28 protein-coding genes are annotated in these 21,300 nt (G+C 33.6%); all 28 read right to left on the bottom strand.

Annotated features, from left to right (window positions below):
* Window positions 1–42: 42 nt before the first annotated feature.
* Window positions 43–1,296, bottom strand: a complete 1,254-nt coding sequence (gene murA, locus CAAU_RS01890) for a UDP-N-acetylglucosamine 1-carboxyvinyltransferase (RefSeq protein WP_008907744.1) — start codon at window positions 1,294–1,296, stop codon at window positions 43–45.
* 16 nt (window positions 1,297–1,312) lie between these two features.
* A complete protein-coding gene (locus CAAU_RS01885; protein WP_008907743.1) occupies window positions 1,313–1,990 on the bottom strand; it encodes a YwmB family TATA-box binding protein in 678 nt (225 codons plus the stop codon).
* A gap of 149 nt (window positions 1,991–2,139) precedes the next feature.
* On the bottom strand, window positions 2,140–2,400 hold the full coding sequence (locus tag CAAU_RS01880) for a FoF1 ATP synthase subunit delta/epsilon (RefSeq protein ID WP_008907742.1): 261 nt from the start codon (window positions 2,398–2,400) through the stop codon (window positions 2,140–2,142).
* 17 nt (window positions 2,401–2,417) lie between these two features.
* Entirely contained in the window at window positions 2,418–3,800 is a 1,383-nt protein-coding gene (gene atpD, locus CAAU_RS01875) for a F0F1 ATP synthase subunit beta (RefSeq protein ID WP_008907741.1), read from the bottom strand.
* A gap of 14 nt (window positions 3,801–3,814) precedes the next feature.
* Window positions 3,815–4,654, bottom strand: coding sequence for an ATP synthase F1 subunit gamma (gene atpG, locus CAAU_RS01870; RefSeq protein WP_008907740.1), 840 nt, complete (start codon window positions 4,652–4,654; stop codon window positions 3,815–3,817).
* Between the two features lie 5 nt (window positions 4,655–4,659).
* Window positions 4,660–6,171, bottom strand: coding sequence for a F0F1 ATP synthase subunit alpha (atpA, locus tag CAAU_RS01865; RefSeq protein ID WP_008907739.1), 1,512 nt, complete (start codon window positions 6,169–6,171; stop codon window positions 4,660–4,662).
* A 13-nt stretch (window positions 6,172–6,184) separates the two neighbouring features.
* Window positions 6,185–6,718, bottom strand: a complete 534-nt coding sequence (locus CAAU_RS01860) for a F0F1 ATP synthase subunit delta (RefSeq protein WP_008907738.1) — start codon at window positions 6,716–6,718, stop codon at window positions 6,185–6,187.
* A 1-nt stretch (window position 6,719) separates the two neighbouring features.
* Window positions 6,720–7,199 carry a F0F1 ATP synthase subunit B gene (locus CAAU_RS01855; protein WP_008907737.1) on the bottom strand — a complete coding sequence of 160 codons (480 nt, stop codon included), beginning with the start codon at window positions 7,197–7,199 and terminating at the stop codon, window positions 6,720–6,722.
* 50 nt (window positions 7,200–7,249) lie between these two features.
* Window positions 7,250–7,486 carry an ATP synthase F0 subunit C gene (atpE, locus tag CAAU_RS01850; RefSeq protein WP_008907736.1) on the bottom strand — a complete coding sequence of 79 codons (237 nt, stop codon included), beginning with the start codon at window positions 7,484–7,486 and terminating at the stop codon, window positions 7,250–7,252.
* Window positions 7,487–7,500: 14 nt separating this feature from the next.
* Entirely contained in the window at window positions 7,501–8,202 is a 702-nt protein-coding gene (locus CAAU_RS01845; RefSeq protein ID WP_008907735.1) for a F0F1 ATP synthase subunit A, read from the bottom strand.
* 45 nt (window positions 8,203–8,247) lie between these two features.
* Window positions 8,248–8,616: a hypothetical protein gene (locus CAAU_RS01840; RefSeq protein ID WP_008907734.1), complete on the bottom strand. Its 369-nt coding sequence runs from the start codon at window positions 8,614–8,616 to the stop codon at window positions 8,248–8,250.
* A 196-nt stretch (window positions 8,617–8,812) separates the two neighbouring features.
* Window positions 8,813–9,967 carry a non-hydrolyzing UDP-N-acetylglucosamine 2-epimerase gene (gene wecB, locus CAAU_RS01835; RefSeq protein WP_008907733.1) on the bottom strand — a complete coding sequence of 385 codons (1,155 nt, stop codon included), beginning with the start codon at window positions 9,965–9,967 and terminating at the stop codon, window positions 8,813–8,815.
* A gap of 9 nt (window positions 9,968–9,976) precedes the next feature.
* Window positions 9,977–10,999 carry a glycosyltransferase family 4 protein gene (locus CAAU_RS01830; protein WP_040305660.1) on the bottom strand — a complete coding sequence of 341 codons (1,023 nt, stop codon included), beginning with the start codon at window positions 10,997–10,999 and terminating at the stop codon, window positions 9,977–9,979.
* 71 nt (window positions 11,000–11,070) lie between these two features.
* On the bottom strand, window positions 11,071–11,517 hold the full coding sequence (locus CAAU_RS01825; protein ID WP_008907730.1) for a deoxycytidylate deaminase: 447 nt from the start codon (window positions 11,515–11,517) through the stop codon (window positions 11,071–11,073).
* A gap of 8 nt (window positions 11,518–11,525) precedes the next feature.
* A complete protein-coding gene (upp, locus tag CAAU_RS01820; RefSeq protein ID WP_008907729.1) occupies window positions 11,526–12,155 on the bottom strand; it encodes a uracil phosphoribosyltransferase in 630 nt (209 codons plus the stop codon).
* Window positions 12,156–12,166: 11 nt separating this feature from the next.
* A complete protein-coding gene (rpiB, locus tag CAAU_RS01815) occupies window positions 12,167–12,616 on the bottom strand; it encodes a ribose 5-phosphate isomerase B (RefSeq protein WP_008907728.1) in 450 nt (149 codons plus the stop codon).
* A 53-nt stretch (window positions 12,617–12,669) separates the two neighbouring features.
* A complete protein-coding gene (locus CAAU_RS01810) occupies window positions 12,670–13,116 on the bottom strand; it encodes a low molecular weight protein arginine phosphatase (protein WP_008907727.1) in 447 nt (148 codons plus the stop codon).
* Between the two features lie 10 nt (window positions 13,117–13,126).
* Window positions 13,127–14,161, bottom strand: a complete 1,035-nt coding sequence (locus CAAU_RS01805) for an L-threonylcarbamoyladenylate synthase (RefSeq protein WP_008907726.1) — start codon at window positions 14,159–14,161, stop codon at window positions 13,127–13,129.
* A 10-nt stretch (window positions 14,162–14,171) separates the two neighbouring features.
* On the bottom strand, window positions 14,172–14,903 hold the full coding sequence (locus tag CAAU_RS01800; protein WP_008907725.1) for a ZIP family metal transporter: 732 nt from the start codon (window positions 14,901–14,903) through the stop codon (window positions 14,172–14,174).
* A gap of 59 nt (window positions 14,904–14,962) precedes the next feature.
* Complete coding sequence (locus tag CAAU_RS01795) at window positions 14,963–15,556, bottom strand: hypothetical protein (protein WP_008907724.1); 594 nt, start codon at window positions 15,554–15,556, stop codon at window positions 14,963–14,965.
* 9 nt (window positions 15,557–15,565) lie between these two features.
* Window positions 15,566–16,636 carry a peptide chain release factor 1 gene (gene prfA / locus CAAU_RS01790; protein WP_008907723.1) on the bottom strand — a complete coding sequence of 357 codons (1,071 nt, stop codon included), beginning with the start codon at window positions 16,634–16,636 and terminating at the stop codon, window positions 15,566–15,568.
* Window positions 16,637–16,684: 48 nt separating this feature from the next.
* Window positions 16,685–17,542, bottom strand: coding sequence for a peptide chain release factor N(5)-glutamine methyltransferase (gene prmC / locus CAAU_RS01785; RefSeq protein ID WP_008907722.1), 858 nt, complete (start codon window positions 17,540–17,542; stop codon window positions 16,685–16,687).
* 13 nt (window positions 17,543–17,555) lie between these two features.
* Window positions 17,556–18,443, bottom strand: a complete 888-nt coding sequence (locus CAAU_RS01780) for a DUF1385 domain-containing protein (RefSeq protein ID WP_008907721.1) — start codon at window positions 18,441–18,443, stop codon at window positions 17,556–17,558.
* Between the two features lie 209 nt (window positions 18,444–18,652).
* Window positions 18,653–19,582: a transposase gene (locus tag CAAU_RS01775; protein ID WP_008907720.1), complete on the bottom strand. Its 930-nt coding sequence runs from the start codon at window positions 19,580–19,582 to the stop codon at window positions 18,653–18,655.
* Window positions 19,583–19,661: 79 nt separating this feature from the next.
* Window positions 19,662–19,871 carry a DUF3006 domain-containing protein gene (locus tag CAAU_RS01770; protein ID WP_008907719.1) on the bottom strand — a complete coding sequence of 70 codons (210 nt, stop codon included), beginning with the start codon at window positions 19,869–19,871 and terminating at the stop codon, window positions 19,662–19,664.
* A 58-nt stretch (window positions 19,872–19,929) separates the two neighbouring features.
* Window positions 19,930–20,505 carry a thymidine kinase gene (locus CAAU_RS01765; RefSeq protein WP_008907718.1) on the bottom strand — a complete coding sequence of 192 codons (576 nt, stop codon included), beginning with the start codon at window positions 20,503–20,505 and terminating at the stop codon, window positions 19,930–19,932.
* Window positions 20,506–20,551: 46 nt separating this feature from the next.
* A complete protein-coding gene (rpmE, locus tag CAAU_RS01760) occupies window positions 20,552–20,767 on the bottom strand; it encodes a 50S ribosomal protein L31 (RefSeq protein ID WP_008907717.1) in 216 nt (71 codons plus the stop codon).
* A gap of 194 nt (window positions 20,768–20,961) precedes the next feature.
* Window positions 20,962–21,300, bottom strand: a 339-nt coding sequence (locus CAAU_RS01755; RefSeq protein ID WP_192811164.1) for a UPF0236 family transposase-like protein, incomplete at its 5' end; no start/stop codon positions are given.

Below are 21,300 nucleotides of genomic sequence, written 5' to 3'. Positions count from 1 at the left end.
TATAGCTTTATTTATTCAAAAAAATAAACTGCCATAAGGCAGCTATATTCTATCTATATCAGCACCTAATTTTTTAAGTTTTCCAACCATATCAACATATCCTCTATCTATATGATAAATCTCTGAAACTTCAGTTATCCCTTCTGCAATAAGTCCTGCTATAACAAGTGCCGCCCCTGCTCTAAGATCAGTTGCCTTTACCTCTGCTCCTGTAAGTTTTTCAACTCCTTCCACAACAGCACTTCTTCCGTCAATTTTAATATTGGCACCCATCCTTTTAAGTTCATTAACATGCATAAATCTATTTTCAAATACAGTCTCAGTTATTATAGATACACCATCTGCTATACTTAAAAGTGCCATAAATTGCGCCTGCATATCCGTTGGGAATCCTGGATACGGCATAGTTTTTATATCAACAGCTTCTATCCTTCCATTTGCTTTGACTTTTATTTTATTTTGTTCTTCCTTTACATAAATACCAGCCTCTTGAAGCTTTGCTGTAATGGATCTTACATGTTCTGGTATTACATTTTCAATGGTTACTTCACCACCTGTTATGGCAGCAGCTACCATATAAGTCCCTGCCTCTATTCTATCAGGTATAACCTGATGAATTGTCCCTTTTAGCTCTTTTACACCCTCTATCTTTATAGTGTCTGTCCCTGCTCCTATAATTTTTGCACCCATCTTGTTTAAAAAACTTGCAAGGTCAACAATTTCAGGTTCTTCAGCTGCGTTTTCTATAACAGTTTCACCGTCTGCTAGGACAGCTGCCATCATTATATTTTCTGTTGCACCTACAGACGGAAAATCGAGATAAACTTTAGCCCCCTTTAGTCTTTTACATGAAGCCTCAACATATCCATGGCCAAGATTTATGTCTGCACCTAACTGACTAAAACCCTTTAGATGAAGATCTATCGGCCTTGAGCCTATGTTACATCCACCTGGCAAAGATATTCTAACCTTACCGAATCTTGCAAGAATAGGGCCCATGACTAAAAAGGATGCCCTCATTTTTCTAACAAGTTCATAGGATGGCTCATAGGATTTTATATCCTCAGCCTTTATCAATAATTTACCTTTATTATTATCTATAAATAAATTAACCCCTAAGGAATCTAAAACGCTTAAAATCACATTGACATCCTCCAAAAAGGGAATATCCTCAAGAATACAGTCAAATCCTGTAAGTAGCGATGCTGCAATGATCGGTAGAACAGAATTTTTAGCAGCACTTATTCTAACCTTTCCACTTAATTTTCTACCACCATTTATAACTATTTTGCCCATAATACTCCTCCATTCATCAATACTCAACTGTTATTATTGGGGTTCCTACAAGTATGTAAGTGCAGCCATCGCTACCATCTCTAATTGCAATATTAATATTGAATATTTTACCATTTAAACTTAAATTATCATCAAAATACATAGAATAACCTATTAAACTAATATATCTATCTTCTTCAATTATATTTGTTTGCTTTACTCTTAACGTTTTTATTATTTCAAAAAGAAGCTCCTTTTTTTCTTCACAAGATAATTTTTTATTCATTTTTCCTTCCATTAAACTATAAAAGGAAGGTCTATTTTGCATATGCTTTTTAAGACTCAACGACCTTCTTATATTATCTATAATATTCATATCCCTTAAAGCTTGTGAATAAAAAATACTTAATAAATATTCATTGCCATTTTCTTTGCCACTTACCCTCAATTGGGCTCCATCAAATTCTATAACCGTATCATTGCCCTTTGAAACTTTTATAGGTTTTAACTTGATTTGGGACAAGACCTTATTTTGAATATCTTCTAGATTTATTTTTGACTTTAAACTAATGTTATATTCTAAACTTGCACCTATATATTCTATTCCGTTTTCATCAAAAAATTTCATGATCCTAGGCATTCCTTCGTTATTATTAGGAAAATTAAAAAAGCAAAAACAAAATAAAGCTGTTAATCCCAATAAAAACCTTTTCATATTCCTCACCCCTCTCTTCTCAATTATTACCATTTAATTTTTTTTTATTCAATGGGGACGGTTCTTAATTGTTTAACATTTTAAGCAATTAACTTCTCATCTTTTCTCCTTATTTTTTAGCTTCTTAAAATAAAAAAGCTGATGAAGAATTAGTTCTCCACCAGCTTTGCAAACGATGTGAATATTTTACATTTATTTTTTTCAAAATCCAAAATTCCTTCAAAAACTTGAAACTCAATTTTTTTCTTATTTGTTTTTATTTCTATTACTCCTGGAACAAATCCTACAATTGTAGTAGCATGTCTTGAAAGTATTTGTATTTTTCCTGATAAAGAGTTTAACAAAACAGATTCAACGTCTCCTTCAAAAATTTTTTGTTCAGGGGTATATATTTCTAACTTAAAAGCCACCTTCTCACATCCTTTTATTATAAGGTTTTAGCCTTTTCAATAGCCTCATCAATAGTTCCAACCATATAAAATGCAAGCTCAGGAAGATCATCATGCATTCCATCTAGAATCTCTTTGAATCCTCTTACAGTTTCCTTTATTGGAACGTATTTTCCCTTCATTCCTGTAAATTGTTCTGCAACATGGAATGGCTGCGATAAGAACTTTTGAATTTTTCTTGCTCTTGAAACAACAACTTTATCTTCTTCAGATAATTCATCTATTCCTAATATCGCTATTATATCTTGTAATTCCTTATATCTTTGAAGTATGCTTTTTACCCTTTGAGCTACTTCATAATGTTCTTGTCCTACTATTCTTGGGTCTAATATTCTTGATGAAGACTCAAGTGGGTCAACTGCCGGGTAAATTCCAAGCTCTGCAATCGATCTTGACAAAACAGTCATAGCATCAAGATGAGTAAATGTTGTTGCAGGTGCTGGGTCCGTTAAGTCGTCCGCAGGAACATAAACCGCCTGAACAGATGTAATAGAGCCATTTTTTGTCGACGTTATTCTTTCCTGTAGAGCACCCATTTCATTTGCAAGAGTTGGTTGATATCCAACTGCAGATGGGATTCTTCCAAGCAGTGCTGAAACTTCAGATCCCGCCTGTGAAAACCTGAATATATTATCTATAAACAAAAGAACATCATTACCATTATCTCTAAAGTATTCCGCCATAGTAAGCCCAGTTAACGCAACCCTCATTCTTGCGCCAGGTGGCTCATTCATCTGTCCAAAAACAAGAACGGTTTTATCTAAAACTCCAGATTCCTGCATATCATAATAAAGGTCATTTCCTTCTCTTGTTCTTTCTCCAACGCCTGTAAATACAGAAAGGCCACCGTGTTCTTTTGCAATATTGTTAATCAGCTCTTGAATTAAAACAGTTTTACCAACCCCTGCACCACCAAACAATCCAATTTTCCCACCCTTTTGATATGGGCAAATAAGATCTATTACCTTTATTCCTGTTTCAAAAATTTCAGGCTCAACTGCCTGTTCTTCAAACTTTGGTGCAGGCCTGTGAATTGGATAAAATTCTTTTGCGTTAACTTCACCTTTATTATCGATTGGCTGCCCTAAAACATTAAATAGCCTTCCTAAAGTTTCTTCACCAACAGGAACTTTTATTGGCGCTCCTGTATCTATCGCCTCCATTCCCCTTACAAGCCCATCGGTTGAATCCATTGCAACAGTTCTTACTATCTCATCTCCAAGATGCTGCATTACTTCTGAAACTAAAATTTTATCTCCTGTTGGAATGTGAATTGCATTATATATATCCGGAAGTTTTCCCGCTTGAAATCTAATATCTATAACAGGTCCTATTATTTGAACTATTTTGCCCTTATTCATAATTTCACCTTCCATCAATTTGAATTTAATGCCTCGGCTCCACTAACTATTTCTGTAACTTCTTGAGTAATTGTTCCTTGCCTTATCCTGTTATATTTTAATTGTAACTTGTCCAAAAGTTCACCGGAATTTTTTGTTGCACTATCCATTGCGGTCATCCTCATTGCAAATTCCGATGCAAGGGCATTTGCTAAAGAATTATAAATAAAAGATTGTAAATAAATTTTTGCAGAAAAATCAAACACTTGTAATTTATTCGGTTCTAATAAGATTTCTTTATTTTTTTCTTGAATTTTTTCAAAAGGAAGTATTTTTAGCATTTCAACTTCTTGTCTTACAGAATTAATAAATTTTGTATAAACAATATAAATATTTTTTACCTTACCTTTAGTAAAATAATCATCAATCAAGTTGAATATCATTTGAGCATCATCAAAACTTGGGAATCTTTGAATTGGAATATTCATTAACACGTTATATTCTCTTCTTTTAAAAAATTGATAACCTCTATCTCCAATTAATATTAGATAATCCTCTTTTGCAACTTTTTCATTTGCAAAATTTATTATATTAGAATTATAACTTCCGCAAAGCCCTGTATTGGAAGTAATTATTATAAATAAATCTTTGTTTTCATTGTTTTCAGAAAAATATTTTGAATCATAAACTTCATCACAATATAATTTTCTAAAAGTGTTTGAAACTTCATTGAAATATTCATCGGCAAACTCCACAATTCCCCTTAGCCTCTTAAATCTTGCAGTAGCAACAAGCCCCATTGCCTTTGTAATCTTTTGTGTGTTTTTTATGGATTTAATTCTTCTTTTTATTTCAATAAGTTCCCCTTTAGACATACAAATCACTCCTCAAATTTAAAAGAAGCTAAAAACTCTATTATTGCCTTGTTAAGTTTATTTTTAATCTCATCATCAAGTTCTCTTCTTTCTGTTATCGATTTCCTTAAACCTGCCTCATGGATCTTTATATATTCTAAAAACTCTTTTTCAAATTTTTTAATAGCTTCTACAGGAATATCATTTAAATAGTTATTAACAGCTGCATAAAGTATAATAATCTGGTCCTCAACATCCATAGGAGAATATTGGTCTTGTTTTAGAACCTCAATGAGCCTTTTGCCCTTTTCTATCCTTTGTCTTGTTTCTTTATCAAGGTCGGAACTAAATTGTGCAAATGCTGCAAGTTCTCTATATTGTGCAAGCTCAAGTCTTAGCATTCCTGCTACCTGTTTCATAGCCTTAATCTGGGCAGAACCTCCAACTCTTGAAACTGAAATTCCAGGATTAATAGCAGGCCTTACCCCTGATGCAAACAAATCGGATTCCAAAAATATTTGCCCATCGGTTATAGAGATAACGTTAGTGGGAATGTAAGCAGTAACATCACCTGCTAACGTCTCAACAATCGGAAGGGCTGTCATAGATCCTCCACCAAGCTCATCAGACAGTTTCGCTGCTCTTTCAAGAAGTCTAGAATGTATATAGAATATATCCCCTGGATATGCTTCTCTTCCCGGAGGTCTTCTTAATAGTAAGGACATAGTCCTATAAGCAACTGCATGTTTTGACAAATCATCGTATACTATTAAAACATGCCTTCCATTTTCCATGAATTCTTCTCCCATAGCACAACCGGCATAGGGGGCTAAATATTGAAGTGGTGCAGGTTCCGATGCTGTAGCTGACACTACAATTGTATAGTCCATAGCCCCAAAACTTTCTAAAGTATTTACAATTTGCGCTACCGTTGACTGCTTCTGTCCAATTGCTACATAGATACATATCATATCCTTACCTTTTTGATTAATAATTGTATCTATCGCTATGGCTGTTTTGCCTGTTTGTCTGTCACCTATTATAAGTTCTCTTTGACCTTTTCCAATTGGAACCATTGAATCTATGGCTTTAATTCCAGTTTGCATAGGTCCCTTTACAGATTTTCTTTCAATAACCCCAGGTGCTAACCTCTCAACAGGCCTTGTTTTATTAGTTAATATGGGACCTTTTCCATCTATGGGTTGTCCTAGAGGGTTTACAACTCTTCCTATTAAGGCCTCTCCAACGGGAACTTCAACTACCCTCTTAGTCCTAACAACAATATCCCCTTCTTTAATTCCTTGATCTGATCCAAATAAAACTGCCCCCACATTATTTTCCTCAAGGTTTAAAGCCATACCATAAATATCGTTTGGAAATTCCAAAAGTTCTCCTGCCATAACATTAGCAAGGCCATAAATCCTTGCTATACCATCTCCAACTTGAACAACTGTTCCTGTATCTGCAAGCTGAATTTCATCTTTATATTTTGAAAGCTGCGCTTTTATTATTGAACTTATTTCATCTACCTTTATCATAATTAACCACCTCTCAATTAAGGAGCATTTTTTTCATGGTATCAAGCTTTGTTTTAACGGTTCCATCTAAAACATCATCCTTAACCCTAACCCATACTCCTCCTATAATATCTTGATCTATAACCTCATCAAGTTCTATTTCACAATTATACTTTTTTGATAGTTTATTTTTTAATAAATTCCTCTCTTCATCGGTAAGCTCAACGGCTGTTTTAACAAGTGCAATCTTTATTCCCTTGTGTTCTAGTGCAAGCTTTCTATAATCTTTATAAACATGCCTAAAATCTTCAATTCTATCATGTTTAATAAGCAAATTTAATAGTTTAATAATTTCCTCGCTAACTCTTCCTCTAAAAACATTACTAATAACGCTAGTTTTATTTATCTGAGAAATCTCTGGGTGTTTTAAGAATTCTAAAAGATCATCCGAAGCTTCAAAAACTTCCAATATACCCTTTAAATCTTCAAGATATTCTTCAAGTTTATTTTCTTTAAGGGCAACTTCATATAATGCATGAGCATATTTTAATGAAGCAGCATCTCTCATATTAACTACCTACCTTATCTATAAAATCCATAATAAGTCTATGATGCGTTGTGTAATCAAGCTCCTTTTCTATTGCCTTTGAAGCTGCTAAAAAGGATAAATCAACAATTTGCCTTTTGATCTCGTCCTTGGCCTTTTCTATTTCAAGTTTTGCATCTTTTTTAGCTCTTTCTATTATTATTTCTGATTCTTTTTTTGCTTCAATTAAGATATCTTCATACAATTCATTTGCCCTTTTTTTGTAATTCTCAATTATTTTTTTCCCTTCTATTTCAAGACTTTTCAGCTTTTCTTCATATTCTTTTAAAAGCTTTGTAGACTTATCATAATTTTCATTTGCCTCTTTTATCTTATTCTCTATTGATAATCTTCTTGCTTCCATGATGTTATTAAATCTATCAAAAAAGTATTTCTTTAAAATAATATATAATATGAAGGTATTTAAAATAGTAAAAAATACTGTCCAAAATTCAATAGCCACGATATCACTCCTTTTTTAAAGGCTTGCCCTAGGCAAGCCTTTAATTTGAATTATTTTGCAAATACAAATATAAGTATGATTGCAACTAGAAGGCCATAGATAGCTGTAGCTTCTGAAAAAGCGCTACCAATTATCAAGGTTGAAATGATATCGTTTTTAGCTTCTGGTTGCCTTGATACAGCTTCAACAGCCTTCCCAGTTGCAATTCCTGTTCCTATCCCTGCTCCAATTCCAGTCAAAGCTGCAATTCCTGCAGCAATTGCGATTATTGCCATTGACATTGACATAAATATTCCTCCTTTTAATGTTCTGCTGTTATTTTAATAAATATCATTGTAAGCATAATAAATATTATCATTTGAATTACACCATCGAATAATGAAAAATAAATATGAAAGGGTATTGGAATAACTGCTTGGAATATTGGTAATGGAAAATGAATCAATTTTGTTAAATAAGCCAATGCCTTATATAAAAGTTCTACAATAATTACTGCAGCCAAAGTATTACCAAAAAGTCTAAGGCTTAAGGATACTGGGACAACTAGTCTTTCTATAATGTTGAGCGGTAGCATAAATGCAAACGGCTCAGCAAAAGCTTTAAAATAATGTATAACTCCGTTTTTCTTTATTGCATTTGCTTGTATTATCAAAAAAGATATAATAGCAAGTCCCAAAGTTACTGAATAATCTGCAGTTGGAGGTCTAAAACCAAATAGGTCAAATACGTTCATGAACAAAAGGAAAATTGCCAAAGTTCCAATAAAAGGAACAAACTTTATATATTTTTCTCCCATATTTTCTTTTACCAAATTATTTATAGTCTCTACAACTAACTCCAAAAAAGATTGTAATTTATTGGGGATAGTTCTCAATTTTTTTGAAGAAATAAAAAGTAAAATAGTTATAATTGCAATTATTACCCACTGTATTATAATAGCTTGATATATCGGTATCTTTATGCCAAATAATAAAATTTCAAATATTGGTCTTGCCTTTTCCATCTTTATCACCCTTTTTAAAATTTTTAGGGACAGTTCTAAATTTTTTCAAGAAATTTTTTTAATTATATCTATAATGCTATTGCCTAGAATTGATATATAAATAACAGCAATCCCAAAAAATACCATAAAAATATTAGCATTATATTTCTCAACATAAAGAATTAGAATAATGGAAAATGCTAAATATCTTACCACAAATAAAAATGTAAATACTTTAATAAACTTTTTCCCTTTATTTATAATGTATTGGAACAAAAATACCTGATTAAAAAAGTTAAAAAGCCCAAGTATAAAGCCAAATATAAAATCTAATGTAATTTTCCTATTAAAAAGAATTATTAAAAAGCTAATCAAAATAGCTATATAGATAAAAATCCAAAACTTCCTCTTAAGCAACGCATAAATCCTTACCATACATCACCACTTTCAAAAAATTTAAAACCGATATCTAAAAGATATCGGTATATTAAACATGTATTTATTTTAGCACTTTAAATATTTAAGACAAGCTTTATATTATTAAATAATATCATATTAAACATCGTATTGCTTAAAATAACAAAAAGGCTTATAGTTTACTTTTATTTTATTTAAAAAGCTTTAATTTACACTAAAAACTTTTATAATCCTCCGGTCGTTTTTTGTAAATTCCAAAATAATAAAGTATAGCATCTGCAATTCTTTCAGATGCTCTACCATCTCCATATGGGTTTATTGCGTTGGCCATCTTTTTATATTCATCCTTATCTATTAACAACCTTTTTATGTTTTCGTAAACATTATCCGTTTCTGTGCCCACTATTTTTGCTGTTCCCGCCTTAACTGCCTCCGGTCTTTCCGTTACATCTCTTAAAACAAGAACCGGCTTCCCAAGGTGGGGTGCCTCCTCCTGAAGTCCTCCTGAATCTGTAACTACCATATAACTTCTATCCATTAAATTATGGGTTTCCTTAGTATCAAGAGGTGGTAATAGATGCACCCTCTCTACATCGGCTAAAACCCTGTAGGCAACCTCCTTTACAGCAGGATTTAAATGAACAAGATATATGATTTCAACATCTTTAAATTCTAATGCAATCTTTTTAAGTGCCTCGCATATATTTTCAAGGGGCTGTCCCCAATTTTCTCTTCTATGGGCAGTTACCATTATCACCTTTTTATTTTTAAAATCTATAGAATTTAATTCCTCTGTTTCAAAAACATACTTTCTTTCAACGGTTGTTTCCATAGCATCAATTACGGTATTACCGGTTACAAATATAAACTCTTCATTTACTCCTTCCCTTAAAAGGTTTTCCTTTGCTGTTTTTGTAGGTGCAAAATGAAGGTCTGATAATGCCCCTGTAAGTTTTCTATTCATCTCCTCTGGAAATGGGAAGTATTTATTAAATGATCTTAATCCTGCCTCAACATGACCTATTTTAATTTGATTATAAAAGGCGGCTAAACTTCCCGCAAAGGTAGTTGTCGTATCGCCATGAACTAAAACTATATCAGGCTGTGCTTCTTTAAATATATTCTCAAGTCCCTCTAAAACCCTCGTTGTAATACCAGTTAAAGACTGCCTTTCCTTCATTATATTAAGATCATAATGGGGATTTATATTAAAAAGATCTAAAACTTGATCCAGCATCTCTCTATGCTGTGCTGTTACACAAACTATCGATTCAAACTCTTCCCTTTTTTCAAGCTCCTTAACAAGGGGGGCCATCTTTATTGCTTCAGGCCTTGTTCCAAATATAGTCATAACTTTTATCCTTTTCATTAAACCACCTCATTTCTTACTTAATAAACCAAACTCAATTGCAAAGGATAATGTTACCGCAAATATTATTATCAAAAGGGCAAAGGAATTTTTAGCAGTTAAAAGCATTGCAAGGATTGAAACAACACCAAAAACAAAACTAATAAAATACATAATAAAAACAACTTGCCTTTGATTAAGTCCAAGATCTAAAAGTCTATGATGCAAATGTCCTCTATCGGCTTCACTTATGGGTCTATTGTTTAGTTTTCTCCTTATCATTGCAAACAATGTATCATATATTGGAATTCCAAGGGCAATTATGGGAACTGCAATTGCAAAGGCTGCAGCAGATTTTATTGCCCCTTGTATTGAAATTGCAGAAAGTAAAAATCCCAAAAGCTGGGCACCACAATCGCCTAAAAAAATGCTTGCTGGATTAAAATTAAAGGGTAAAAATCCAAGGCATGCACCAGATAATATCAAAGTTAAAACTATAGCCGTCGAACGTCCGCTAATTAAAGATACAACAAATAAAGATAGGGAAGATATAAAACAAACTCCCGCTGCAAGTCCATCAAGCCCATCTATCAAGTTTACAGCATTAGTAATTCCAACAACCCAAAGCAGCGTAATAAAAGTTCCTATATTGCCAATAAATAAAGACTCTCCTGCTTTAGTAAAGGGAATTGTTATGTATTTTACTCTAACATCAAAAGCTATTAAAATCAAAGCCGCAATAAATTGAAACAAAAGCTTTTGTTTTGGTTTTAAATTATATAAATCATCTAAAAAGCCACCTATAAAAATAACTACTGCACCTACTACTATTCCTATAATATTCTTATCGAAAATCAAAAACATATAACTTGATACGATAAATGATACTAAGATTGAAAGACCACCTATCCTTGGAATAGGCTTTTTGTGAATCCTTCTCTCATCCTTTGGAATATCTATTGCATTTATCTTGAAGGCTAATCTCTTAACGATTGGGGTTAAAATAAATGAAAAAACAAATGATACTAAAAAAATCATCGGATACTCCAGCATGTTTTCACTTCCTTTATATTTTTGCACAAATTATATTTTACCAAATAAATAAAAATAAGGCTATCCCAAAATTAGGATAGCCTAAAATTAACAATTTCAACTCCTGATTCTTTTAGCATGGAAAGTGACAGCTCATCTGGATAGTCTCCGCTATAGACTATTCTTTTGATACCAGATGCTATTATAAGCTTTGCGCATATTATACAGGGCTGGTTTGTAATGTATATAGTTGATCCTTCAATTGAAATACCATATTTTGCTGCCTGAACTATTGCGTTTTGCTCAGCGTGAAGGGCACGGCAGAGCTCATGCCTTTGCCCCGATGGGATATTTAGTTCCCTTCTTAAACACCCGACTTCATCGCAATGCCGCATCTTTGGTGGAACGCCGTTATACCCTGTCGTAAGTATCCTATTATCCTTTACAATAACTGCCCCAACTTGTCTTCTAAGGCAGGTTGAACGTTTTTTTATGGTCTCGGCAATCTCCATAAAATATTCATCCCAGGACGGCCTCATAATAACACCTACTTTGTTCCAAAAATTCTATCGCCTGCATCGCCAAGACCTGGAACAATATACCCATGTTCATTTAACCTTTCATCTACTGCTGCAACAAATATCTCTACATCAGGATGAGCCTTTAAAACAGCCTCTATTCCCTCTGGAGCAGCTATAAGGCACATAAGTTTTATATTTCTTGCTCCCTTTTCCTTTAAAAGGTGAATTCCATCGGAGGCAGAACCTCCTGTTGCAAGCATTGGATCAACTAAAATTATATCCCTTTCTGATATGTCTGAAGGAAGCTTGCAATAATATTCAACAGGTTTTAATGTTTCAGGATCCCTATAAAGGCCAATATGCCCAACCTTAGCCGCTGGAATCAGTTTTAACATACCATCAACCATTCCAAGTCCTGCCCTAAGGATTGGAACTATAGCCACCTTTTTCCCTGTAAGCATCTTTGCCTTAGTTTTGCAAATTGGAGTTTCTATTTCAACCTCTTCAAGCTGAAACCCCCTTGTTATTTCATAAGTCATGAGCATAGCAATTTCCTCTAAAAGCTCCCTAAAATCCTTCGAGCCTGTATTTTTATCCCTCATTATGGAGAGCTTATGCTGAATTAGCGGATGGTCTATTACTGTAATCTTATTCATAAATATCCCCCTTATTTCATGTATTTATTTTCAATTTCTGCTATTTTATCTATTCTCCTTTGATGTCTTCCTCCTTGGAATTCTGCGCTTAAAAAGGTTTCAATTATATCAATGGCGATTCCAGGTCCTGTTATTCTCTCCCCGATTGTTATTATATTAGCATTGTTGTGTTCAACACAGGCCTTTGCTGAAAAAGTATCTGTAACATGGGCTGCCCTAATTCCCTTTACCTTATTTGCGGCAATTGACATTCCTATTCCTGTTCCGCAAACTAATATGCCTTTATCATATTCTCCCCTTGCTACAGATTCTGCAACTGTAAGGGCAAAATCCGTATAATCACAGGATTCCGTTGAAAAGGTTCCAAAATCCTTGACCTCTATTTTCCTGCCCTCTAAATGTTTTTTTATAATCTCCTTTAAGTTAAAACCACCATGGTCTGATGCTATTGCAATTTTCATATTACCCCTCCTTTTGTATATACAAAAAAGGAAAGCTAAGGCACTGAAAGTGCCTAACTTTCCTTTAACTTCTTTAAAAGAATTTCAATGGCTTGTTTAATTTGGTTTGCTGATGCACGATAAACGTCTATATCCCCTCCAAATGGGTCTTCAATGTCTAAATCCTCGCCTATGTATTCCATAAGGGTAAAAACCTTGTCAGAAAATTGAGGATATTTTGAAAGAATAGCCTCCTTATGCCCCTTAGTCATTGTAAGGATAAGATCAGAATTTTCTATTAGATCCTTTGTTAGGGGTCTTGATAAATGGGATGATATGTCTATTCCCATCTCACTAAGGGCTAAAATAGCATTCTCTGAGGCTGCCATGCCAAAGGGTGCAAAAACCCCAGCTGATGATACTTCAAGCTTTAAGTTTTCCTTTTGTATTAAATTTTTTGCAATGCCCTCAGCCATCGCACTTCTACAGGTGTTGCCTGTGCAAACAAAAAGAATTTTCATGGCAAACCTCCTAAATTTCAATAAGATTGTTTCCAGATGCTTTCTTTAGTCGATTCATTATGGCAGAAAAAAGCCCATCTTCTTTAAAGCCAATTGAAAGTATTAAATCCACATTAGTTTTATCGAATTCCCTTAGCTTATCGAATAAATTTGCAGCAATAGTCCCTGGATCCTTTATGCTTCCTAAGGAAACTTTAATATCAGCATCTATTTTATCCATAATCTCATCCACAATCAAAACTCCAACGGTTTTGCCTTGCCTTTTCATATTATACACGTTTTCCTTAATATATTCAACAACCTTTTGGGTATCTCCCTTTATTACTTTTAAAGGGGCTTTTGGCGCATAATGTCTATACTTCATACCCGGAGATTTGGGCTTGAAATCTTCGCTTTTTATAGCAGGATCGACAAAAACCTTCCCAACAACCTCTTCGAGATCCTCCTTTGTAATAAAACCTGGCCTTAAGATTATGATATCTTCATCCGTTGCATCGACGACAGTAGATTCAAGGCCCACCCTGCACCTTTCACCACCTATTATCATGTCCACCCTTCCATAAAGATCCTCAATACAATGCTCTATTGAGGTTGGACTTGGCCTTCCAGAAATATTTGCACTTGGTGCAGCAATTGGAACACCAGAAAACTCTATCAGCTTTCTTGCAAGCTTATTTTCAGGCATTCTGATTGCAACGCTGTCAAGCCCAGCTGTAACAACATCGGGGATTAAACTTGATTTTGGCATTATAATCGTTAAAGGCCCTGGCCAAAAGTTTTCCATCAAAATCTTTGCTTTATCTGGAATATATTTTACATATTTTGAAATATCAAAGCTGGCGACATGAACGATTAAAGGATTATCCTGCGGTCTTCCCTTTGCTTGAAAAATTTTTTTGCAGGCAACCTCATCAAGGGCATTTGCTCCAAGCCCATAAACTGTTTCCGTTGGAAAAACTACAAGGCCTCCCTGCTTTATAACCTCAGCAGCTTCTTTTATCTTTTCCTCGTCCCTTTCGTTTATTCTATAAACCTTTGTATCCATAATTATCCTCCTAACCGAAAAAAGAAACCAATAAAAGACCTAAAAGTAAGCCTAAAAGAGTAGATAAGGTTGATAAAATCCCCTTTGAAAGTTCTTTGCTCTCTGGAATTAACTCTCCTACAACAATATACAGCATAGTTCCAGAGGCAAATCCAAGGCATAACGATACAAAAACATTCGAGATATTCCCAAGAACAGCTCCAAAATAAGTTCCTATGGCCGTAGGAAGGGCTGTTAGAGCAGTTAATATTAATATTTGCCACCTTTTTAAGCTGCTCTGAAGAAGGGGTGCTGCAACAGCAGCTCCCTCTGGAATATCATGAAAGGCAATAACAATGGCTATTTTAAAACCAAAATTTATTCCCTTTATAAACCCTGTGCCTATGGCAAGCCCTTCTGGAAAATTGTGGGCCGATAGGGCAAGGGCTAAAAGAAGGGCAGTTTTAAGGTGCTTCCCGTATTTTTTTATTATGTTTAAGTATGACAAAAAATAATCCAAAATTATAGCAAAGGCTATCCCAATTATAGTTCCGACTACCGCTAACAACAGCCCTCCGGTTTCTATCGATTCCGGTATAAGGTCAAAGGTGACAACCGACAACATAAGTCCGGCTGCAATGCCTATTATGCTTGACATTAATATATTATTTGTCTTTTTAAGAATAACTATTAAAAATGCTCCAAAGGTGGTTCCAAAGGCGCAAACTAATGTTCCAATGAGGGTTATGGTTAATATATTCATAAAATTTCATCTCCTTAAAATATTCCTTTTAAAAATTTATTTTAAGGAGATGAAATATATTACGATAAGTTGTATTCCTCCATAAAAAGTTTTATATATTCCATTGCTTTCCTTGAAAACTCTGCTTCAAAACAGTTTTTGTAAAGCTTATAAAGATAAAAATATTTTTTAGCGCCGCCCTTTTTCATGATATAATAATAAAACTCATCTTCATTATACTTTTCATTTAAAATCTTATAAATTCTTTTAAAATCACCATTTTCATTAAGCTTTAAAAGTCTTTTTACCCTTTTGCCCTTCATGAATATAACTATATCAAAATCATCTTTATTGCTAATAACATCGACATAGACAACCTTTGAGGGTTGTAATGACAAATTCCCCTTAAATGGCTGATGGATTTTGATTTTTTCAAAGGATATATCAACACTAAACTTTGATTCAAAATATAGTTTAAAAATGTTTATTAAAATTAAAAGTTCAATAATAAGGGCATAGGCAATAGTAAAGTAACTTTGCCAGCCTTTTACTACACTTAAGCTTATGGCTGCAAAGGTAAGATAAGCAACTAATATAAAAATAAAAAAGGAAATAAAATAATTTCTATTGAGCCTTGCCCTTTCTTTTTTTATGGCCTTTTTAATCGAAAACATAATATGGAATTACTCCCCAACCTCCTTTAGCTTTTCAGCCTGATCAGCAGTAATTAGGGCATCTATAACCTCATCTATTTCCCCATCTAAAAAGGATTCAAGCTGATAAATTGTAAGGCCTATTCTATGATCAGTAACTCTTCCTTGTGGGAAATTATAGGTTCTGATTCTTTCACTTCTATCTCCGGTTCCTACCTGACTTTTTCTTTCTGCAGCTATTTGACTTCTTTGTTTTTCAAGCTCTATCTCATAAAGCTTTGCCTTAAGAATTTTCATTGCCTTTTCTCTGTTTTTTAGCTGCGATTTTTCATCTTGGCAGGATACAACAATACCTGTTGGAATGTGAGTTATTCTAACTGCAGAATCGGTTGTATTAACATGCTGTCCGCCATGGCCTGAAGATCTAAAAACGTCAATTCTAAGGTCATTAGGGTTTATTTCCACCTCAACATCATCAACTTCTGGTAATACAGCAACCGTTGCTGTTGATGTGTGGATTCTTCCTCCAGCTTCAGTAACAGGAACTCTTTGAACCCTGTGAACTCCGCTTTCGTATTTCAATTTTGAATAGGCACCTTGACCCTTTACCATAAAAATAACTTCCTTATATCCGCCAAGATCATTGGGACTTGATGAAACAAGTTCTGTTTTGAAGTTATGCCTTTCTGCGTATCTTGTATACATTCTATATAGATCTGCTGCAAATAAAGCTGCCTCATCCCCACCTGCACCAGCTCTAATTTCGATAAATACGTTCTTTTCATCGTTAGGGTCCTTAGGTAGGAGTAATAATTTTAGCTCCTTTTCTACCCTTTCCTTTTCTTCAGAAAGCTCCTTTAACTCCTCTTCAACAAGGTCCTTCATTTCCCTATCTATGTCATCCTCTAGAAGTTCCTTATCTTCCTTTATTCTTTTTAATATTGTCTTATATTCTCTATATTTTAAAACGATTTCTTCTAATGAATTGTGCTCTTTGCATAATTTTTGAAATAAATTATTATCAGCTATAATCTCAGGATCGCTAATCTTTTTTGATAGTTCCTCATATTTTTCTTCGATAAAATCTAATTTTTCTAGCATGTTTCCACCCTCCAAAATTTTAATCATGAAATATTATAGCAATTAAATCTACAAATTATCAACATATTTTGCTATAATCACCCTATCAAGACCTGCAAGGTCTTTAAATATTTCTACATCTTTATAGCCTTCCCCCTCTAATATTTTTTTAACATCTTTCCCTTGATTGTAACCTATTTCGAAGGCTATATATCCGTCTTTCTTTAAATATTCTTTTGCCTCCTTTGATATTTCCCTAAAAAAGTATAGCCCATCCTCCCCACCTGATAGGGCAAGCTTCGGCTCAAAATTTTTAACCTCATCCATAAGATCTTTAATTTCTTCCTCCTTTATATAGGGAGGGTTTGAAACTATAAGATCCACTCTGCCCTTCAAATCATCATCTAAATTTTTAAGAAGGTCTGATTTTTTAATATAAACCCTATCTTGAACATTATTTTTTTCTGCATTTAATCTTGTGATTTCAAGAGGAGTGCTGTCTATGTCAAGGGCATAAACTGTGGAATCTTTTTTATTATAGGCAATTGCAATTGAAATTGCACCGCTCCCACAGCCTATATCTATTATCTTTGGACTTTTTATATTTTTTAAAATTTCAAGGCACTTTTCAACAAGAACTTCAGTATCCGGCCTTGGAATCAATACGCCTTCCTTAACTATAAATTTAAGACCATAAAATTCCCACTCGCTAAGAATATATTGTAGCGGTCTTCCCAATGCCCTTTCTTTGATCATATTTAAAAAGGATTTTTCTAAAGTTTCATCTATTTTATCATTCAAATGACAGTGAATATAGGTTCTGTCTTTTTTAAGGATATAGGATAGAATTATTTCTGCATCTTGGATTGGTTTATTGTTATTCTTAAGGATATCCTTTGCTATATTTAATACTTCAAAATAAGTCAAAGTATCACCAACCTTAATCTAACACGTTTTTAAGGGCCTCAAGGGCAACTTCAATTTGAGATTCATCCGGCTCTTTTGTTGTTAATTTTTGCAGCATAAGCCCTGGATAAGAAAGCATTTTAGAAAGCTTAGATTCAGATTTTCCAAACCATCTTATAAGCTCATAGGAAAGTCCTGCAACAAGGGGGATTAAAATAAGCCTTGATAATATTCTTATTAAAAGGTTGGGCCAGCCTAAAAAGCTAAAGATAAAAATACTAATTAGCATTACTATGAGTAAAAAGTTCGTCCCACACCTTGGATGAAGAGTTGAAAACTTTTTTGCATTTTCAACGGTAAGCTCAAGCCCTGCCTCGTAGCAGTGGATGCTCTTATGTTCTGCACCATGATACTGAAAAACCCTTTGAATGTCGTTTAACTTGCTAATTAAAACTATATAAAATAAAAATATCGTAAGCCTTATTATTCCCTCTAATATATTTTTTATAAAACCGCTTGTTCTTATAAAGGTTGCTGCAAAAGTTGGCAAAATAAAAAAAGGCAGCATCGCAAAGATTAGAGAAACGATAATTGTAAATCCCATCTCAAGGGCTTCATATTTCTCTTTTAGTTTATCTTTTAGATATCTTTCAACCCTCGTCTCCTCAGCTTCAAAAAACTGTGCTGAATAAGATAAAGCCTTGACTCCCGTAATAAGGGAATCAAAAAAAGCAGCAACTCCTCTTATAATCGGCATGCCTAATATTTTATGCTTTTTGCTAAGGGGAACATTTTCTTCAACGCTTACATTAATGTTTCCCTTTGCATCCCTTACTGCAATTGCAATCTTCCTCTCACCCCTCATCATAACCCCTTCTATAACCGCCTGTCCTCCTATGGGGACAGTTCTTAATTGTTTCATCTCTCCATCACCTCTTTTGGGGACGGTTCTTAATTGTTTTACATATTAAAAAATTTTAAAACTCCCCAAGTCCATCATTGATTAAAACGTCCCCAGTTCACCATTTAATTTTCGTATATTTAATGAATCGTCCCCAATGCTTGTCCACTTAATGTGCACTAAAACATATTATAATATATCTTCTTTTTATAAAAAAGAAAATTTTTTTGTTAAAACTTCTTGTCCCTATTTTCACAGTTATCCAAAAATTTTTCCAATATAAATTTATATTTTGAATCATTATTGACAAGCTCATATCCTATGTTGAATAAGACAGCTACCCGCGCAGAGGTTATATTGCCAACTATCTTGCATATTTGGCTATAGCTGTATCCACAAAAACACCTTAACAGATAAACTACTATTGCTCTAAACTCCTTTGATTCTTTTCTATACTTCAAATATAAAAGCTTTCTTTCTACTCCTAAATTTTCTTCTAAAAAACTCAAAATGTCTTGAGGTGAATATTCCCTTCTTAATATAGTTCTATCGCTTCTATATTCTCCAGGTTGATCTTCAAATTCAATAGTTTTTCTTATTTTATTATCTTTACATGAGAATACAAACTTATAATAGCTCTCTCTAGCCTTTTTAACATTTGGACCAAAAAGTCCCAATATAAAACCCTCATCGAGTGTCTCGAACTTATCATGATCAATCCCAAGATATACTGATAAGCTGGAATACTCATACCTTTCTGGGCATTCCCTATATTCTTTTATTGCCATAGGATTGTTATGAATATATGCCGATAATGTCAAAAGATATCTTTCGTCTTTAACAATTATGCTCTTGAATCTATCATGAAACAAATGCCCTTTTCTTTGGTATCTTCTATTAAAATATTGAGCATAGCACTGATTAATACTATGCATAATTTTTGAAATATCAAAACCATTGGAATCAATTATGAGATGAACATGATTTGTCATTAGGCAATAAGCATATACTTTAAATTCATATTTCTCCTGATATTTTTTGATATATCCCATAAATACCTTCTTGTCAGCATCACATCTGAAAAGATCAGTATCGCTTATACTTTTGCACATAATATGGTAAATCGAATCGTTCGACTTTAATCTTGCACATCTAGGCATACTATCTACAACCCCCTATGCTTTTTGTAGATAGTATGCCCATGATTTTGGTTATTTATGCAATAAATTTCAGTATATGTTAATCTTCCCAAAATTCCAAGTATTTCTTGGATTTCTTTTTTCGTTTTAAGGTTTCTTCATTATCAATATATATAGTTGATTCAAAAACGATAACATCTCCTTCTTTTGCCTCATTAGGTATCAACTGACGGTTGATACTCTCAACCTTTCCATCATCAAAAACGATTATTACAAATTCACCTTCAAATCTATCTATAACTCCCTTCATTATAACCCCTTCTAATTATTTAAAATTTACTAAGATATAAAACTATTAAGAACCGTCCCTATTTTAAAACAATATGGCACTTGCGGCAACGAGCTTCATAGGCTTCTTTAGCTCCCACTAGGACGATAGGATCAGAATATTTAGCAGGCTTACCATTGATTAACCTTTGGGTTCTTGTTGCTGGATTTCCACAAACAACGCATATAGCTTGTATTTTATCAACGAATTCAGCTATAGCAAGAAGCCTTGGAACTGGTCCAAAGGGTTCTCCCCTAAAATCAAGGTCAAGACCAGCACAAATAACTCTTTTGCCTTTATCCGCTAACTTTTTACAAACCTCAACTATTTCATCATCAAAGAACTGAACCTCATCTATTGCAATAACATCAGTATCTTCACTTACTAGATTAAGTATTTCCGTTGAATTTTCAACCGAATGTGCCCCCTCTTTATCTCCGTTGTGGGATACTACTTCTGTTATACTGTATCTATTATCTATAGAGGGTTTAAAAACTTGAACCTTTTGCCTTGCTATTTTGGCTCTTTTTATCCTTCTTATGAGCTCTTCGCTTTTACCGCTATACATTGGTCCAACAATCATTTCTATCCAACCATGATCCTTTGGGCCATACATGATAAAACCTCCTTAAAAGAAAAAGACCGGCGTCCCGGTCAAAAAATTATTCTTCTTCTTTGATATTGTATTTTTTCATGAACTTTTCTAATCTACCACCAGCTTCAACTATCATCTTTTGCTTTCCAGTGAAGAATGGATGGCATTTTGAACAAATTTCAACCTTAATTTCCTTCTTAACTGAACCTGTTACAAAAGTATTACCACATGCACACTTAACAACTGCTTCATGAGTATAATTTGGATGAATTCCTTCTCTCATCTTGTTCACCTCTTTCTATTTTAAATAAGTATTTTAATTTATTCTTTCCCTTTTAACCCTAAAAATTATACCATACTTATATACAATTATCAACCTTTAATTATAAGTTGATAGTGTCAAGATATTGTAGGTTAATTTTTATAGACAACCCCTTAAATTAGCTAGTTTCAAGGCGTTTGTTAAATTTAAAAAACTTAAATTATATTTTCATATTTTATTGATTTTAATATCCTGTAAATTGGCGTTACTTTCCCTATGTTCAATATCGTTATATTATTCATAACTTCACGTGAAGATTTATTTATCTTTCTTATCGCTTCTTTTATTTTCTTCTTACTTACCTTGAAGGCTTTTTCATCTTCCTTAAACACACTTATTTCCCTTAAATTTCCTCCATTCTTGCTAAATACCCTTAGCTTTGCCATTATCTTTAATCCTTCCTTGCTCCATCCTAATGGCCTGCTGCTTAATCTCGCCGATAATACATGGCTTACATGCCCTTCTGCGCTGCATCCTATTACATCATCGTCATC

Origin of the sequence: Caloramator australicus RC3, from assembly GCF_000297115.1 — a bacterium.
Classification (GTDB): domain Bacteria; phylum Bacillota; class Clostridia; order Clostridiales; family Caloramatoraceae; genus Caloramator; species Caloramator australicus.
Note: the sequence above shows the minus strand (reverse complement) of the source record. Positions and strands in the feature narration are given on the sequence as shown.

Excerpts from the sequence above, each read along its gene's own strand:
- CAAU_RS01765 (WP_008907718.1), bottom strand. The coding sequence starts at position 20,505 with ATGTATGGCCCAAAGGATCATGGTTGGATAGAAATGATTGTTGGACCA.
- atpD (WP_008907741.1), bottom strand. The coding sequence starts at position 3,800 with ATGAATAAGGGCAAAATAGTTCAAATAATAGGACCTGTTATAGATATT.
- CAAU_RS01770 (WP_008907719.1), bottom strand. The coding sequence starts at position 19,871 with ATGAAGGGAGTTATAGATAGATTTGAAGGTGAATTTGTAATAATCGTT.
- CAAU_RS01845 (WP_008907735.1), bottom strand. The coding sequence starts at position 8,202 with ATGGAAAAGGCAAGACCAATATTTGAAATTTTATTATTTGGCATAAAG.
- CAAU_RS01825 (WP_008907730.1), bottom strand. The coding sequence starts at position 11,517 with ATGAGGCCGTCCTGGGATGAATATTTTATGGAGATTGCCGAGACCATA.
- CAAU_RS01810 (WP_008907727.1), bottom strand. The coding sequence starts at position 13,116 with ATGAAAATTCTTTTTGTTTGCACAGGCAACACCTGTAGAAGTGCGATG.
- CAAU_RS01885 (WP_008907743.1), bottom strand. The coding sequence starts at position 1,990 with ATGAAAAGGTTTTTATTGGGATTAACAGCTTTATTTTGTTTTTGCTTT.
- CAAU_RS01830 (WP_040305660.1), bottom strand. The coding sequence starts at position 10,999 with ATGCTGGAGTATCCGATGATTTTTTTAGTATCATTTGTTTTTTCATTT.
- CAAU_RS01775 (WP_008907720.1), bottom strand. The coding sequence starts at position 19,582 with ATGCCTAGATGTGCAAGATTAAAGTCGAACGATTCGATTTACCATATT.
- CAAU_RS01780 (WP_008907721.1), bottom strand. The coding sequence starts at position 18,443 with ATGAAACAATTAAGAACTGTCCCCATAGGAGGACAGGCGGTTATAGAA.
- prfA (WP_008907723.1), bottom strand. The coding sequence starts at position 16,636 with ATGCTAGAAAAATTAGATTTTATCGAAGAAAAATATGAGGAACTATCA.
- CAAU_RS01860 (WP_008907738.1), bottom strand. The coding sequence starts at position 6,718 with ATGAGAGATGCTGCTTCATTAAAATATGCTCATGCATTATATGAAGTT.
- atpE (WP_008907736.1), bottom strand. The coding sequence starts at position 7,486 with ATGTCAATGTCAATGGCAATAATCGCAATTGCTGCAGGAATTGCAGCT.
- wecB (WP_008907733.1), bottom strand. The coding sequence starts at position 9,967 with ATGAAAAGGATAAAAGTTATGACTATATTTGGAACAAGGCCTGAAGCA.
- rpmE (WP_008907717.1), bottom strand. The coding sequence starts at position 20,767 with ATGAGAGAAGGAATTCATCCAAATTATACTCATGAAGCAGTTGTTAAG.
- CAAU_RS01805 (WP_008907726.1), bottom strand. The coding sequence starts at position 14,161 with ATGGATACAAAGGTTTATAGAATAAACGAAAGGGACGAGGAAAAGATA.
- murA (WP_008907744.1), bottom strand. The coding sequence starts at position 1,296 with ATGGGCAAAATAGTTATAAATGGTGGTAGAAAATTAAGTGGAAAGGTT.
- rpiB (WP_008907728.1), bottom strand. The coding sequence starts at position 12,616 with ATGAAAATTGCAATAGCATCAGACCATGGTGGTTTTAACTTAAAGGAG.
- CAAU_RS01840 (WP_008907734.1), bottom strand. The coding sequence starts at position 8,616 with ATGGTAAGGATTTATGCGTTGCTTAAGAGGAAGTTTTGGATTTTTATC.
- atpG (WP_008907740.1), bottom strand. The coding sequence starts at position 4,654 with ATGTCTAAAGGGGAACTTATTGAAATAAAAAGAAGAATTAAATCCATA.
- CAAU_RS01800 (WP_008907725.1), bottom strand. The coding sequence starts at position 14,903 with ATGAATATATTAACCATAACCCTCATTGGAACATTAGTTTGCGCCTTT.
- upp (WP_008907729.1), bottom strand. The coding sequence starts at position 12,155 with ATGAATAAGATTACAGTAATAGACCATCCGCTAATTCAGCATAAGCTC.
- atpA (WP_008907739.1), bottom strand. The coding sequence starts at position 6,171 with ATGATAAAGGTAGATGAAATAAGTTCAATAATAAAAGCGCAGCTTTCA.
- CAAU_RS01795 (WP_008907724.1), bottom strand. The coding sequence starts at position 15,556 with ATGTTTTCGATTAAAAAGGCCATAAAAAAAGAAAGGGCAAGGCTCAAT.